The sequence below is a fragment of the Bacillus sp. G402 genome (assembly GCF_051172515.1).
Lineage (GTDB): Bacteria > Bacillota > Bacilli > Bacillales > Bacillaceae > Bacillus > Bacillus altitudinis.
Window position 1 is genome coordinate 677,719 of the sequence record NZ_JBPIZC010000002.1, and the last position, 15,595, is coordinate 693,313.

The 15,595-nt window shown below is 43.6% G+C and carries 17 protein-coding genes; 6 read left to right on the forward strand and 11 right to left on the reverse strand.

Annotated elements, in window-relative coordinates; translation table 11 throughout:
* Positions 1-8 precede the first annotated feature (8 nt).
* Complete coding sequence (locus tag ACSBQP_RS12090) at positions 9-488, reverse strand: Lrp/AsnC family transcriptional regulator (RefSeq protein WP_008343601.1); 480 nt, start codon at positions 486-488, stop codon at positions 9-11.
* Positions 489-633: 145 nt separating this feature from the next.
* Here ACSBQP_RS12090 and ACSBQP_RS12095 point away from each other — a divergent pair, with 145 nt between their 5' ends.
* The 6 genes from ACSBQP_RS12095 to ACSBQP_RS12120 all read left to right on the forward strand — a co-directional run bounded on the left by ACSBQP_RS12095 (position 634) and on the right by ACSBQP_RS12120 (position 6,733).
* The gene (locus tag ACSBQP_RS12095) at positions 634-1,866 is read left to right on the forward strand and encodes an MFS transporter (RefSeq protein WP_039963017.1); all 1,233 of its coding nucleotides are present in this window, start codon (positions 634-636) and stop codon (positions 1,864-1,866) included.
* A gap of 149 nt (positions 1,867-2,015) precedes the next feature.
* A complete protein-coding gene (locus tag ACSBQP_RS12100; RefSeq protein ID WP_065461268.1) occupies positions 2,016-2,618 on the forward strand; it encodes a bacilysin biosynthesis protein BacA in 603 nt (200 codons plus the stop codon).
* Position 2,619: 1 nt separating this feature from the next.
* Positions 2,620-3,327, forward strand: a complete 708-nt coding sequence (locus tag ACSBQP_RS12105; RefSeq protein ID WP_008343606.1) for a cupin domain-containing protein — start codon at positions 2,620-2,622, stop codon at positions 3,325-3,327.
* Positions 3,324-4,085: an SDR family NAD(P)-dependent oxidoreductase gene (locus ACSBQP_RS12110; protein WP_008343608.1), complete on the forward strand. Its 762-nt coding sequence runs from the start codon at positions 3,324-3,326 to the stop codon at positions 4,083-4,085. Before ACSBQP_RS12105 ends, ACSBQP_RS12110 begins: the two co-directional genes overlap by 4 nt.
* Positions 4,086-4,100: 15 nt before the next feature.
* Positions 4,101-5,522 carry an ATP-grasp domain-containing protein gene (locus tag ACSBQP_RS12115; protein ID WP_435028443.1) on the forward strand — a complete coding sequence of 474 codons (1,422 nt, stop codon included), beginning with the start codon at positions 4,101-4,103 and terminating at the stop codon, positions 5,520-5,522.
* Positions 5,523-5,539: 17 nt separating this feature from the next.
* The gene (locus ACSBQP_RS12120) at positions 5,540-6,733 is read left to right on the forward strand and encodes an aminotransferase class I/II-fold pyridoxal phosphate-dependent enzyme (RefSeq protein WP_170916843.1); all 1,194 of its coding nucleotides are present in this window, start codon (positions 5,540-5,542) and stop codon (positions 6,731-6,733) included.
* 15 nt (positions 6,734-6,748) lie between these two features.
* On the opposite strand, the gene ACSBQP_RS12125 is transcribed toward ACSBQP_RS12120, so the two are convergent.
* The 10 genes from ACSBQP_RS12125 to ACSBQP_RS12170 all read right to left on the reverse strand — a co-directional run bounded on the left by ACSBQP_RS12125 (position 6,749) and on the right by ACSBQP_RS12170 (position 15,575).
* Complete coding sequence (locus ACSBQP_RS12125; RefSeq protein WP_326849128.1) at positions 6,749-7,540, reverse strand: SDR family oxidoreductase; 792 nt, start codon at positions 7,538-7,540, stop codon at positions 6,749-6,751.
* A 92-nt stretch (positions 7,541-7,632) separates the two neighbouring features.
* Complete coding sequence (locus tag ACSBQP_RS12130) at positions 7,633-8,088, reverse strand: dTDP-4-dehydrorhamnose 3,5-epimerase family protein (RefSeq protein ID WP_035702434.1); 456 nt, start codon at positions 8,086-8,088, stop codon at positions 7,633-7,635.
* Positions 8,081-8,935: a dTDP-4-dehydrorhamnose reductase gene (gene rfbD, locus ACSBQP_RS12135; RefSeq protein WP_057078905.1), complete on the reverse strand. Its 855-nt coding sequence runs from the start codon at positions 8,933-8,935 to the stop codon at positions 8,081-8,083. Before rfbD ends, ACSBQP_RS12130 begins: the two co-directional genes overlap by 8 nt.
* Positions 8,936-8,938: 3 nt before the next feature.
* Entirely contained in the window at positions 8,939-9,904 is a 966-nt protein-coding gene (rfbB, locus tag ACSBQP_RS12140) for a dTDP-glucose 4,6-dehydratase (RefSeq protein WP_081114238.1), read from the reverse strand.
* A complete protein-coding gene (locus ACSBQP_RS12145; RefSeq protein ID WP_017360113.1) occupies positions 9,901-10,641 on the reverse strand; it encodes a sugar phosphate nucleotidyltransferase in 741 nt (246 codons plus the stop codon). Before ACSBQP_RS12145 ends, rfbB begins: the two co-directional genes overlap by 4 nt.
* 2 nt (positions 10,642-10,643) lie before the next feature.
* Positions 10,644-11,672 carry a glycosyltransferase gene (locus ACSBQP_RS12150; RefSeq protein WP_311754350.1) on the reverse strand — a complete coding sequence of 343 codons (1,029 nt, stop codon included), beginning with the start codon at positions 11,670-11,672 and terminating at the stop codon, positions 10,644-10,646.
* Complete coding sequence (locus tag ACSBQP_RS12155) at positions 11,669-12,409, reverse strand: glycosyltransferase family protein (RefSeq protein WP_311754351.1); 741 nt, start codon at positions 12,407-12,409, stop codon at positions 11,669-11,671. The genes ACSBQP_RS12150 and ACSBQP_RS12155 overlap by 4 nt, the downstream gene beginning before the upstream one ends.
* Positions 12,399-13,523 (reverse strand): N-acetylneuraminate synthase family protein, encoded by a 1,125-nt coding sequence (locus tag ACSBQP_RS12160; RefSeq protein WP_017360115.1) that lies wholly within the window; start codon positions 13,521-13,523, stop codon positions 12,399-12,401. Before ACSBQP_RS12160 ends, ACSBQP_RS12155 begins: the two co-directional genes overlap by 11 nt.
* Before the next feature lies 1 nt (position 13,524).
* Positions 13,525-14,400 (reverse strand): GNAT family N-acetyltransferase, encoded by an 876-nt coding sequence (locus ACSBQP_RS12165; protein ID WP_017360116.1) that lies wholly within the window; start codon positions 14,398-14,400, stop codon positions 13,525-13,527.
* Positions 14,397-15,575 (reverse strand): DegT/DnrJ/EryC1/StrS family aminotransferase, encoded by a 1,179-nt coding sequence (locus ACSBQP_RS12170; protein ID WP_017360117.1) that lies wholly within the window; start codon positions 15,573-15,575, stop codon positions 14,397-14,399. Before ACSBQP_RS12170 ends, ACSBQP_RS12165 begins: the two co-directional genes overlap by 4 nt.
* Between the last annotated feature and the right edge of the window lie 20 nt (positions 15,576-15,595).

The window sequence follows — 15,595 nt, forward strand, 5'->3', positions numbered from 1 at the left end:
TCCTTTTTCTATTTCACCACGGTCATTTCTGGCTCTTCTATTTGTTTCACACGTTCCTGAATGGGATGGGTAAAGGAATGCTCTGATAAGACAATATGGGAGACCGTTTTTGTAAAGCCAGACACATCTTGAATAAACGCTTCAATTTCTTCAAGAGAAGAAACAGACAGCTTAATGAAAAAACAGGACTGTCCTGCCACTCGATAAGCAAAGAATGCACGTGGATGCTGGTTCATAAATGTCACAAAACGCTGATACTCCCCATTTAATACGGTGACTTCCAGTAAACAGTCTATCATCAGACCCAGCTTTTTATAATTGACTTGAACAGAATACCCTTCGATAATCCCTGCATCCTCTAGTTTTCGCACTCTTTCTGCTACCGCAGGCGCCGATAAATTCACTCGTTTGGACAATTCCCTCATTGATAAGCGGGCATCTTCTCTCAATTCGTTTAAAATATGCACATCCACATCGGTGATTTTCATTCGTTACGCTCCTATCCCAAAATCGTTCCATTTGAAAAGTATTTTATGATGATACTTATGATACGAAATGTAAAATAAAACTAAATAATGGTAGAATTTATTTTAACGGAATTGAATGAAAAAGCAAGTATGGAGGGATCACTTGATGAAAGAATCTTTAGACAGCCAGGCTTCTAAAACATTTCCCATCACACTTGCCATTGCACTCACACTTGGCGTTTTTGCGGCGGGATCGGAGGAACTGGTGATTTCACCACTGCTGCCTGATTTATCAAACTCCTTTCAGCACTCTCTTGATGTTCTCGCTCTTTCCATCAGCATTTATGGGTTAGCTGTGCTGGTTGGAGCTCCGCTACTCGTTCCTTTAGGGGACCGATATTCAAGAGAGCTGTGTTTGATAATTGGGCTGTCCTTCTTTTTAATTGGAACAGTGATGTGTGCTGCTGCCCCAAATTTGGCAGTGTTTTTTGCAGGCCGTGCTATTTCAGGGCTGGCGACAGGTGTATTTGTGCCAACAGCCTATGCTCTTGTGGGCGACCGGGTTCCATACGAATACCGCGGCAAAGTGATGGGACTCATTGTATCGAGCTGGTCTCTTTCTCTTGTCCTTGGTGTGCCCATTGGCGCCTTTATCGGCCAGAGTTTAAACTGGCGCTGGACGTTTTGGATCTTCGCTATGATGAGTCTCATTGTCCTGCTGCTCGTCATCCTTGAATCAAGAAAACAAGTCAGAGCAGCTGATCCGAAGGCACCTCAAGCTAGAGAGACAACAGGCTCTTTATGGGGAGCTTTGAAAATTGATCGTGTGCCTGCCTATTTGACTGTGACGTTTTGCAATATGCTTGGATTTTACGGCATGTACTCGTTTTTAGGTGCTTATTTGCAAAGTCTGTTTGATGGCGGACAATCAACAGCTGGACTTCTTATTATGGCTTATGGCGTCGGCTTTTCTATGAGTATGTTTACTGGAAAATTAGCAGACTGGTTCGGTAAAACCCGTTCCCTTGTCTTCGTGCTGGGTGGAATTGCGCTTGTTCTAGCCTTGCTTCCTTATGCGCCATTCTCGTGGATGTTGCTGATTTTCGCCCTATTTATTTGGGGTGCAATGCAAAGCTTATCTGTCACGCTTCTAAGCACCGTTCTAAGCGACTGCTCTCAAACCCATCGCGGGAAAGTGATGGCTTTTTACAGCCTGGCCTCCAACCTTGCTGTTATGCTCGGTTCCGCACTGATGGGACCCGTTTATGTCCATTTCGGATATCATACGGTAGGTCTTGTCTGTGCATTGATCACACTTGTTGGTTTTATCATCAGCTTCGGCAGCTATAAACGAGAACGTGCCTTACAGAAAAAACAGCCAACTACACTTGAAACGTAAGCACATTTCACTGCACATCTCGATATGTGCAGTTTTTTAGATCAATTTTTAATATCATTGTATATTACATTTTTTATAAAATTTGTTGACAATTGCCAATTTTAAATTTTATAATCTAGTAAAAATTTGAAAAAGATTGGATGGTAAACATGATCCTAAAGAATGATGTGTTTCATTTCAAAGAAGAGCCTAGCCCTTCACCCAAGATGTTTACAGTCAACACACTAGGTCCTAAGGGGACAAGCAGTGAATACGCAGCAAAACATTTCATCTCTCAATCCACCACTACACTCGGCACTCATACGAAACTATCCCTTTATGACACATTCGAAACTTGCATTGAACATACTCTCTCTCAACCACTTCAATTTACTCTCGTTCCACACGCATATGAAGGCATCAAACACTTCTACATGAGACCAGATCTACAGCTTTTACAAATTTTCAGATGTGACACGCCCATGTATGGTTTGGCTGTCAGACCTGATTTCCCATTCAATGAACAAATGCTCCACCATTTAAAAATTGTCTCACATCCTGCACCTGTCAATTTAATTCAATATTTCATTCACCAAAATGCTGAATTTGAACTTGTTAATTCTACAAGTACTGCCGCGCAGAAAGTAAGGGACGGCGAATTTGATTTTGCTTTAACGAATGAGGTGGCAAGAGCCACATATGGCCTCATCTTCATTCGAACGTTTAAAAGTATACCCATGAGTTGGTCCATATTCGGAAAAGGAGAGATATAAGATGCAAACTGAACAAAAGACGCAAGAACGATATTTTCCTCAAGCGAAAAAATTAGAATGGGATAATGGCGTTATCCAATATTCCACTGTAAGAGGCGGTACGGAAGTGTTAATTTCATACGTCCCTCCCCACACAATCATTGAACCTCACGAACATCCCGAAGCACAAATCGGCATTGTATTAAAAGGCGAGCTTCAAATGACTGTCGGCCAATCGACTCAACTGCTCACCCCATTAGAATCAGCCTATATCGCACCACCGTTTGTCCCTCACGGCGCTTCAAATCTGACAGATGAAGAAGTGATCGCCATTGATATTAAGAGATTAAAGGATGACGAAGAATATACAGCTCCCCCCACTTATTTCTTAGACATTTTCAAAACACGGGATTTACTCCCTGGCATGGAAGTGACTTTTTTTGTGGAGGATTGGATGGAGCTGATGATTGCCAATATCCCTGGAAACGGTGGAGAAATGCCTTTTCATAAACATAGAAATGAACAAATCGGTATTTGCATCAGCGGAGGGTATGATATGACAATCGAAGGCTTTACAGAAAAGATGGAATTTGGCACCACCTATTTCTGTGACCCACGGGAAGATCACGGGGCCATCAATCCAAAGCCAGAAGCTTCAAAGTCTATTAATCTCTTCTTCCCTCCCCGCTATAATCGCTTAAAACCAAAAGCATCTAAGGTGAAGAAATGAAGTTAGACGGAAAAGTTGTCCTTATTACAGGAGGTGCGTCGGGGATTGGGCTTGCTGCTGTCAAGCTCTTCCTCGAGCATGGAGCAAAAGTAGCTGTCGCTGACATCAATGAAAGCAGCGGCAACCAACTCATTGAATCATTGCCGCATGAGCACCTTGCATTTTTTAAAACAGATATTACGAAGGAGTCTGACTGTCACCAAACCGTTCAGAGCGTGCTGAGCCGATTCGGTGCCATTGATGTCCTCATTAACAATGCAGGCATCGAAATTGTCTCACCTATTCATGAGATGGCACTGGAGGATTGGCATCGTATTCTTCAGGTCAACCTGACCGGCGTCTTTCTCATGAGTAAGCATACATTGCCGCATATGCTTGAAAAGAAGAGTGGAAGTATTATCAATACCGGATCTGTCGGAGGTCTTGTGGGTTGGCCTGACATTCCTGCATACAACGCAACAAAAGGCGGTGTCATTCAGCTCACCAAATCAATGGCCATCGACTATGCCGCTCATCAAATCAGGGTGAATTGTATTGCCCCTGGCATCATTGATACACCATTAAACGAGAAGTCCTTTTTAGACAATCACACAGAAAGTCTCGAGATCGTCAAAAAGGAAAAAGCAAAGGTGAATCCTATGCTACGGCTTGGAAAACCTGAAGAAATTGCTGGCGTGATGCTGTTTCTCGCCTCTGACCTATCCAGCTATATGACTGGAAGTGTCGTCACTGCAGATGGTGGTTACACCGCTAGATAAAAAGGAGTGCTTTCATTGAGTAAAAAAACTGTACTTGTCATTGCTGACTTAGGAGGATGCCCGCCTCATATGTTTTATGAAAGCGTGGCGGCATCATACCATATCGTTTCTTATATCCCAAGACCCTTTGCGATTACAAAGGGACATGCCGAGCTAATCGAAAAATACTCCATTGCCGTCATCAAAGACCGTGATTATTTTGAGACACACCCTTCTTTTGAACACCCTGATTCTATTTACTGGGCACATGATGATTATCCAAAATCAGAAGAAGAAGTTGTGGAAGACTTCATTCGAGTAGCTTCCTTTTTCAAAGCAGATGCAATCACGACCAATAATGAATTATTCATTGCACCGATGGCAAAGGCCGCTGAACGTCTTGGGCTACGAGGTGCCGGTGTCAAGGCAGCCGAAATGGCGCGTGATAAAAGCCAAATGAGGGCTGCATTCAATGCCTCTGGCGTCAAAGCGGTGAAAACTCAGCCTGTCACGACTTTATCTGATTTCCAAAAAGCCATTGAGTCTATCGGAACACCGCTCATTTTAAAGCCTACATATTTAGCCAGTTCTATTGGCGTCACCTTGTTTCATGACAAGGCTGGAAGTGATGATCTGTTTTTACAAGTACAATCGTATTTGGAAACCATACCAGTCCCAGACGCTGTCACGTATGAAACACCGTTTGTCGCTGAAACGTATTTAGAGGGTGCTTACGAAGATTGGTATGAAGATGATGGATATGCTGATTATGTCAGTGTAGAAGGGCTGGTCGTAGAGGGCGAATATCTCCCTTTTGTCATACATGATAAAACCCCTCAAATCGGCTTTACAGAAACGGCTCATATCACTCCGACGATCTTAGACAATGAAGCCAAGCAAATCATCATTGAAGCAGCAAGGAAGGCAAATGAAGGGCTAGGTCTTGAACATTGTGCAACCCATACAGAAATCAAACTCATGAAAAATCGAGAAACTGGACTGATCGAATCAGCCGCTCGATTCGCTGGCTGGAATATGATTCCGAATATTAAAAAGGTCTTTGGCGTCGATATGGCCAAGCTATTGATTGATGTATTAGTTGATGGTAAAAAGGCTGTACTGCCAAAACAGCTGCTTTCTGGACATACATTTTATGTAGCGGACTGCCACCTGTACCCTCAGCATTTTAAAGAGAGTGGGCACATACCACCTGAATCCACACATATCACCATTGATCATGTGTCTATTCCGCAGGAAGCATTCGTTGGAGATACTGCGATTGTCAGTCAATCATTCCCTGCCAAAGGGACTATGGTGGATCTTGATTTATTTGAAGCTTTTAATGGAGTCGTATCTCTTGAATTAAAAGGATCATCCTCACAAGATGTTGCCGCGTCCATCCGCAACATTCAGAAACAGGCAACGATTCAGTTAATGGATGAATTAGTGAAGGGATAGAAAGAGAGGCTGCTGTGGTGAAAATGTTAGCATCTAAAATGATTGAACGGCTGCCTGAACAGAAATTCGGCACCGTCTTTGAAAAAATAGCTCAAAAGACAAAAAACGGAGCAAACATCATGAATCTAGGTCAGGGAAACCCTGATCTACCAACTCCTCCCCATATCGTGAGTGCCCTACAGGAGTCAGCGGGTGTTTTGCCATTTCAACAATATGCCCCTTTTAGAGGCTTTGACTTTTTCAAACAAGCCATTGCAGATTTTTATAGATCGGAATTCGGTGCTGAGATTGATCCGCAGAAGGAAATTGCTCTTTTCACTGGCGGAAAAACGGGGCTGTATGTCATGAGTCAGTGTCTGCTTGATCCAGGAGATATCGCACTCGTTCCCGATCCAGGATACCCTGAATATCATTCAGGCATTTTGATGGCGGACGCCAAGCCATACAGTATCAAACTTGAAGAGAAAAATGGCTATTTACCAGATCTCTCCTCAATTGATCCTGACATAGTCAAAAAAGCAAAAGTACTGTTCTTGAATTATCCGAATAACCCCACGGGTGCTGTTGCAAATGAGGCATTCTTTGAAGAGGCTGCTGCCTTTGCGGCCGCTCACGAGCTGTATGTTATTCATGATTTTGCCTATGGTTCATTTCATTATGAACAAACACCCGTGAGCTTCATGAATACTCCTCTCGGGAAAAGTGTAGGAGTCGAATTATATTCTCTATCAAAGACATTTAATATGGCAGGATGGAGAGTCGCTTTTGCTGTTGGAAATGAGGAGATCATCCAAGCCATCAACACCTTCCAAGACCACGTGTTTGTTAGTATGTATGGCGGATTTCAACACGCTGCGACTGCTGCCTTGCAAAGTGATGACTGCCATATTCAATCATTAAAGGCGATATACCTTGAACGAATCAATTTCTTCATCCGGCAAGCGGCGAAAAAGCTTGGCTGGACAATCGAACGTCCACCCGGCGCCTTTTATTTATGGGCTCCGATTCCTGATGACTTTGAACATTCTCATGCCTTTGCTGACTATTTACTCGAACATGCCGATGTTGTTGTCACGCCTGGAGGAGTATTTGGAGCCAATGGAAGCCGTCATGTACGCATTTCAATGGTTGCCCCGATTGAGGAGCTTGCTCTCTTTATCGATCGCCTGTCCATCCTCCCCATTCGATTTCATCAAAAAACCCGCCTATAGCGGGTTTTTTTCAGTTTATATACTTTTCATCGTTCCACCGTCTACGGAGATTTGTTGACCTGTGATATAAGAAGCTTCCTCTGATGCCATAAAAGCTGCCAATGACGCCATCTCACTCGCTGAGCCCACTCTTTGCATTGGGATACCTGATGCGACAGCTTGTACAGCCTGCTCTCGTGACACTCCCTGCTTCGTCATCATATTGCCGATAAATTGTTCATACCGATCGGTTGCAATAAAACCTGGATTTAAACAATTTACCGTAATTCTAGACGACGCAAGCTGTGTGGCTGCATTTTTACTGGCATTAATAATCGCTGCATTCATCATACTATTCGTAAACATTTGTTCACCAGGTTCCTTCCACAGGTTCCCGACAATTTGAATGATCCGTCCATATTCATGTCTTTTCATCAATGCGGCTGCACGCTTCATTGTATCGACGTAAGCGATGGCTTTTTGGGAGAAAGCAGCCAGCATCTGGTCAGTTTCACATGAATCAAATGTATCTGGCTTTCCTCCTGGAATGTTATTGATCAGCACATCGAGTCTGCCAAACTCCTTTTCTATTTGTTCAAAGGCTTCCGACCTCACTGCTTCAAGAGACATATCTCCACAGAATAGAGACAGCGGTTCCTTTGTTTCTGTCATATCTTGAATGTGCTGTTTCGTCTGTTCAAGTGAGGCCATATTTCTAGAGTTGATGATCACCTTCATATCGCTCTGAGCGGCAAGTTTTATTGCGATTGCCTTTCCAATGCCTGTACTTGCCCCTGTTACAAATGCAATTCTTTTCGACAAACTCATCCACATCCCTTTTCATCAATATACATAAAATGACACATATAGAATGTATTTCAACAAAAAAAGACCTTTCTCCTGCGAAAGGCCTCTCTTCTCTATTTAAATGTCGTTTCCCAGTTAAATCCGATCGCCTCATCATTCCACGCAATTCTCTTCTCATCTGGGTTTTTTGGGTCGTACGATTCTGTTGTAAAATAAACAATCTGCAGCGGCGTCTCCCCTAATACGCGGTAGCCATGTGCAACTCCCTTTGGGATGAGGAGCAGCATCGGATTATCTTCTCCCATATAATACACATCGGTTTGATCCTTTGTCGGAGAATCTTCTCTCAAATCGTATAAAACGACCTGTGCATGACCTGCTGGGAAAAACCAAACATCGTCTTGTTTTTCATGATAATGAAAGGCTTTGATCACGCCCGGAAAGCTTTTCGACCACGACGCCTGCCCAAAGCGCTTCAGCATCGGTTCGTCATCTCGAATAAGCTCTGCGAAAAAGCCGCGATCATCACAATGTTTCATGAGTTTTTTCGTTTGTACACCATCAATCATGCTGCTCGAATCTCCCTTCTTTCTGCAAGTATTCGTGAAGTGCATCCTTCCAATGTCTTGGCTTCCAGCCTGTCGCTTCAATCGCTTGCAGATCTAAAACAGAGTAGGCGGGCCGAGGTGTTTGGAAACCATACTCTTCAGTGGAAATGGGTTCAATTGTCGTAGACAGACCGCTTGCTGCCACAATTTCTGTCGCAAAGTCAAACCATGAACAGCTTGCTCGGTTACTGACATGATAAATACCTGCTTTCTGGTCAAACAAGTGAATCAAAGCTTCTGCGGCATCCTTTGTATAAGTAGGAGACCCTAACTGATCATTGACGATGCGCAAATGATCCTTCGTTTCAGCCAGTCGAAGAATGGTATTCACAAAATTATGTCCCTCATGTCCATAGAGCCACGATGTCCGAATGATCTTCACTTCATCTGACACAAGATGAATCAATTCTTCTCCAAGTTTTTTACTCTTTCCATAAATGGTTTGTGGATCTGCTTGTGCGTCGATTTGATAAGGGGTATCCGCTTGCCCATCAAATACATAATCTGTGCTGACATGTAACACATCAGCCCCTACGTTCTTAGCCTCAAGCGCTGTATAGTAGGCGCCAATCCCATTCACAAGATAGGCTTTTTCCGTTTCTATTTCGCATTGATCCACAGACGTATAAGCAGCCGCACTGACAACAATATCCGGTCGGAAATGTCTCATTGCATGTCTGACTGCCTGTTGATCTGCGATATTCAGCATACTCCTTGTTAAAGCAATGACGGTGATGTCTTTTTCTTTCAGCTGTTTCGTCAATTCTTTCCCTAATTGGCCGCCTGCACCGGTGATTAAAACTTTCATCGGTCACCCTTCTTCACTTTGATCATATTTGGCACGATACCAATCGATCGTTTTTTCGATACCTTTTTCGAATGAAGTTGCCTGCATCCAGCCGAGCTCTTCTTTTAGCTTACTGGCATCAATGGCATACCGCCTGTCATGCCCTTTCCGGTCTTGAATAAACTCGATTTGGTCATGAGAGATGCCTAGATGTGTGAGAATGGTTTTGGTTAAATCAAGATTTGTTTTCTCGTTGCCTCCGCCAATATTGTACACCTGACCGGCTGTTCCGTTTTCTACTACTTGTTTTACGGCTCTCGCATGATCCTCTACATAGAGCCAATCGCGAATCTGCTGGCCGTCTCCGTAAATCGGAATCTTTTCACCATTGACCGCTTTTCTAATAATGGTTGGGATTAATTTTTCTTCATGCTGATAAGGTCCGTAGTTGTTGCTGCATCTTGTGATCATGGCGGGTAATTGGTGGGTGTGGATATAAGATTTCACAAGCAGGTCTGAACTTGCCTTGCTTGCTGAATAAGGATTATTCGGTGAGAGTGGTGTTTGTTCTGTGAAAGCAGGATCATCCGGCTCCAAATCTCCATATACTTCATCTGTGGAAATATGAATGAGTTTATTCGCCTTTCCCTTTAAGACCGCTTCAAGCATACGATAGGTACCAAGGACATTTGTTTGGATAAAGGGTTCTGCTGACTCAATACTGCGATCGACATGTGATTCTGCTGCGAAATGAATGATGGCATCATAGGCTTCATCAAATACTTGATCTAGTTCGTCTTGTAGCGTGATATCTCCTTGGACAAAACGGACATGAGGCAGCTTTGATAAATATTCCATCTCCTCTGGATGACTGGCATATGTTAATTTATCAAATACGGTCAGCCGGACATCGGATTCTTGAAGCAGCAGCTTCACAAAATTCAGTCCAATAAACCCTGCTCCACCTGTAATTAAATAAGACTTCGTCATTCGTATCCCTCTTTTTCCTTCATCGTTTCAAACATTTTTGTTGATGCTTCGTGGAGAGATTCATGAGTTCCTGCATCAATCCACCACCCTTTTAACATATCATAGGTCAGCTGGCTATTTGAGATGTAGAGATTATTCACATCAGTAATCTCTAGTTCACCTCGATCTGACGGCGAGATTTCCTCGATATATTGAAAGACGTCTTGATCATAAAAATAGATGCCCGTGACGCAGTAAGATGACGTCGGATGCTCTGGCTTTTCTTCAATTGATAAAATTCGGTGATGAGCAGGATCAATTTCTGCAATGCCAAACCGTTTTGGATCTGCCACCTCTTTCAATAAAACCTTGGCTCCGCTTTCTTGTTGCCTAAAGGCGTCGACAAAAGGGCGTAATGAATCTTCAAATACATTATCACCAAGCATCAGCACAAATTTTTCCCCTTGAGCAAAGGACTTTGCATAGGATAAACCATCGGAAATACCAGACGCTTCTGGCTGTACTTGATACACAATGTTCATCCCAAGTTCACGATCATCTTCCAGTAACTTTTGAAACAGCGGAATTTGTTCTTCCTGTGAAATCAGCATCACATCTACAATTCCTGCTTCTTTCAGTTTGAATAATGACCAATAAATCATCGGGTATGGACCAACTGGCAGCAAGTGTTTGTTGAAAATCTTCGTTAATGGTGCCAGCCGTGATCCCTTTCCTCCTGCTAAAATAACTCCCTTCACATCTACACATCCTTATGTTCTTTTTGGTGTGAATTCATGAGGTGTATAAGAATGTTTTTCACTCGTTCGATTCCTTTTCCATCAATGAGTGAACGTCCATTAAGATGAATGCTTCTGCGGAGAAAATAGCTGTCAGACAGTTTTTGAACAGCTTGCAACAGGTCTTTTTCTTCCACAAGGTCACCTAATCCAAGGTGAAAACAAGCGCCCTTTTGCGCAAACATGCTCGCTGTCACTGCTTGGTGGTCTACTTGCGATAGGACAATGCTGGGCACCCCGATACAAATTACCTCATATAACGTCATACCGCCTGCTACGATAGCCACATCAGCTTCTGATAAAAGAACCGGTAGTTGATCTGTATGTTGAATGAATTGGATATGTTCCGCCTCTACTTGCTCTTTGATGTGAGAGGCTTTTCCTGCGACCGCTAAAATGTCTAGGTGATTTGTTTGAAGAAGCGCCGATACAGCCTTTGATAACAGGCCGCACGGATCACTGCCGCCAAGGCTGATAACCACCTTTTTACATTCTTTCCGAACCTCATATGTGTCTTTGAATCGTTTAAACTCGTGATCTAACAATAAATAGGGCGTTCCATGATAATAAGCCGTGCCATTAAGCTGCTCGTGCTTCCCGTCCAGACCGCCATAAATGCCGTTTATGACCGTGTCTGCAAGTTGACAGGCTTCCTCTCTTTTTTCCTCAAATAAGACCAGCCTCGCACTATCGCAGGAGTCTTTGATCATTTGAAGAAACTGAAGATCACAATCAAGGACATCTATGACTAAAAGGTCAGGCTTTAGCTTTTTGATGTCTTGTTGGACCTGGAGAAGCGCATTCGACTCATACACCATGTGAACGTGCCACACTGGGTGCGAAAGCATTTCTACACAAATCTGATCATTTGTATAGAAATATAAGTCGTTCCCTTCCTGAAGCAGTTCTTTTGCCAAACGTTTCATTCTGACGACATGACCCATTCCTCTTAAAAAACCACCATAAACAACAATCATGATTTTTTTGTTCATTCAGCATCCTTCTGTCTCACAGATTGATTCAAACGAACAATGTCTGGATGTTGTTCACAGATGGAAATGAGCTCAGCTGTCGGCACAGCAATAGAACCACCAGCTTTCTCTAATAAACGGGTAGCAAACACATAATCTTCTTCTGTATCAATCGTGAATCGATAAGCAGGATATGCAAGTTCTTTGGGCGGTGTGAATAATTGAAGGTGAAATTGCTCGGGATGCTTTCTAATATACAGCGTGACATGCTCACGTTCTGAATAAGTGAGGGGAAATTTGTCGATTTCACATAAAATAGATGCCTCAATCATTTCCCCGGAAATACCGAGTGGTGTTCCGTTCGTATATGTGTAATCAGCCTTTTCCTGTCTATGTTTTTCAAGCATTTTCGACAAAAGCGAAGGATCTATAAATGGATTGTCTCCCGTTAAACGCACAACCGTTTTAGGTTCAAATTGGCGAGCAATCTGCGCAAACCGCTCAAGCACATCTGCCTCACTACCTCGAAACACCTTATAACCCTTTGACATACAGTATTGAGCCAAATAGTCATCCTCTGGCTCGACCGTTGTGGCAATCATAAGGTTTTGCATGTTGTGATGGTAATCATCTGATTGCTTCACCCGCTCCACAATCAAATCAATCAGCGCCATGCCGCCGATCGGTTTCATCACTTTTTTGGGCAGTCTTGTTGACCCCATCCTAGCCTGAATGACAAAAAGCACATCATGCATCATCATGAGACTCCTGCGTGAGTACGTCTTTCCACGAAACGCCTGTATGAGCTGGGATGTCTCTCACAGCCTTTGTGCCAAGTAAAATTGGCATATATCGCGGATGCAATCCCTGATTTTTTTGTCCGGGGCGCAGCACGGCTACATTTTCTGACGTGAGGGTCTCACCCTTTGCAATGCCTTTTGTCGTAAAAATTCCTCGATACGCAAATTCTCGAATCTGTCCTTCAATGGCTGTTGTCGTTTTATAAGAACTGCCAAGAAGCTCCTCTGGTAATGAATGAACGTCTATTTCTGCTTGATTCCGCTGCTTTTCTGCCGCTCGAATGTGCTGAACCATTTCCTTTAATTCTTCAGGATCAAGAGCAAAGGAATGATCCGCTCCGGGTAATGTTTTATCTATTGTAAAATGTTTTTCAATCATTGCTGCCCCGAGCTTCACAGCGGCTACTGGCGCTTCCGTCGGGTGTTCACTATGATCTGAGAAGCCAATGACTGCTTCAGGGAAAGCGGATCTTAAGGTTTGAATCACCCGCAGGTTCGTATATGCTCTAGGCGCTGGATACTTTGCCACACAATGCATGATGGCGACTTGCTTATTTTGCTGGCTCGTAATCGTTTCGTATGCTTCATGAACATCTGCAATGGTGGCTCCAGCTGTTGAAAAAATGATCGGCTTTTGAAAAGAAGCCGTATGACGCAAAAGAGGCAAATGGTTGATTTCATAGGATGCCAGTTTAAAAGCAGGCGGATTCGTTTGATTCAATAAATCAGCCGATTCTTCGTCACACACGGTGCTTAAAAACATCAGTCCTTTTTCCTTACAACGTGTCAATAAGACAGGCAGCCATTCTGGCGGCAGCTCCATTTGTTCCACTAAAGAAAAAATAGACACTTCTTCTCCTTTGGCCGTTTCGTATAACCCCGGTTCCTTTTGATACATCCGATCCGCTTGAAACATTTGAAACTTCACCGCATCAGCCCCTGCTTCTTTTGCCACATCAATTAAAGCAAGTGCCTGATCCAGCTTGCCATCATGGTTAATGCCTGCCTCTGCAATGATAAAGACAGGCGCACCATCACCCACTTTGCGATCTCCGATATAGAAATGCGCCATCTTACCTCTCTCCTTTTTTCGGCCACACATGGTAATACAAAAAGGCATTTGTTGTCCTAAACCCCATCTTTTCGTACAGCTGGATGGCTGTCGTATTATGAAGCTGTGTCCCCGCAGAAATGAAGTGATGCCCTCTGTCATGAGACACTTTCATCATCTCAATAAACAGCTTTTTTCCGATCCCTTTTCCTTGAACATCCGGTCTAATCGCAAAAAGCTCAAGCCCCATCTCATGCCCCTTTGTCATACCTTGAATCAAACCAACCACTTCATCATTCACCTTGGCAACGAGGTTGATATCTGCGCGTCCAAGTAGGTTGTTTCTCATCCATTCTTGATAAAAATGCTGAACAACACGCTGGTCTAAATATGGGTCAAGGGCATAACGGCTTTTCACAAAAGCCTGATCACCTAGTAAGACCGCCTCATCGTAATCCTTCTTATCTGGCACACCCATCACCACATCTTGATCTGATAATGGCATCTCCATGAGGGCAGGCGGTGCCTCAAGCCTAGTCAGACCACCGACATAATACACATGTGATAGTTTTTGAACAATGCGGTTTTTTTCAAGATCAGCCGCCTCAAGCCGTAAAAAGAAAAAATCACATTTTTCTGTTCTCATCCAATTGATGAATCTCTCCATCAATTCTTTAAAGAGCAGCGCTGATTCAGCTTCCACAAACTTCACATGAAAAATATGCTTGTCAAAAATGCCGCTCTCCCATTTGGACCATTCGTATAACAGCACTGCTTTGAGCTTAGCGCCGCTGACAAGAGCAAACTGCTTGAATCCTGCCATGCGTTCCGATTCATGACCATATGTTTGCAGCCAAGATGCGAGCACCTGATCGTCTATTGCATGAACGACTTTCATGAAGAGGCCTTCTTGTCTTTTAAAATAGACACGACTGCCGTGATGACATCCTGCACATCTTCATCTGTCATACTTGGATAGAGCGGAAGCGAGAGCGTTCGTTTGTAATAAGTGAGTGCCTCAGGGAAATCCTCTGGTGAATAGTTGTAGGTCTTCTCATAATATGGATGCAAGTGAACGGGAATAAAATGAACACTCGTTCCGATTTTATATTCCTTTTGCAGCTGATCAATCATGTCATCGCGTGTGATCAATGCTTCTTTTGGATCAACTTGTAGCACATATAAATGCCACGCATGTCTTCCCTCATCATGTACAGGCGGCAAGATGAGACCAGCTTCATGTTGAAATGCCTGATTGTATGTCTTCGCAATCTGTTCTCTGCGTGTCTGCATCTCCTTCAATCGGCTTAGCTGAACGAGCCCTAACGATGCTTGCACGTCAAACATGTTCATTTTATAGCCCGGTTCCTCGACCTCGTAATACCATGTTCCCTTTTCTCCATAACGATTCCACGCTCCCTTACTCATGCCATGGAGCGCCAGCCTTCTGATTCTAGCTGCAAGTGCATCATCATTTGTCGTCAGCATGCCGCCTTCACCAGTCGCTATGTTTTTCGTTGCATAAAAGCTAAAAGCGGTCGCATCACCAATTGATCCAATCGGTTGATCGTGATAGGTCGTATAAAGGGCATGAGCGGCATCCTCCAGCACGAACAAATCATACTTTTTGGCAATCGCTAAAATTCGGTCCATATCACACGATTGACCAGCAAAATGTACAGGGACAACCGCTTTTGTATGTGGTGTGATGGCCGCTTCTAATTTCTCCGCATCTAGATTGAGTGTCGCCGGATCAATATCCACGAAAATAGGGGCTGCCCCCGTATGGATGATTGTATTGGCTGTTGCGCAGAACGTCAGAGGCGTTGTGATGACCTCATCACCAGCTCCAATACCTCTCGCCTTTAACGCTAAAAATAGAGCAGCTGTACATGAATTAACTGCTATCGCGTGCTTCACTCCAGTCAGCTGCCTAAACTCTTCTTCAAACTGTCTCACTTTTGGTCCGGTGGACAACCAGCCGGACTTTAATGTTCCAATGACTTCATCAATTTCTTCCTGTTCAATAAAAGGCAGTGCATAAGGAAGAAATTGTGCTCTCTTTTGTCCCATATCGCTTGCACACCCCTATC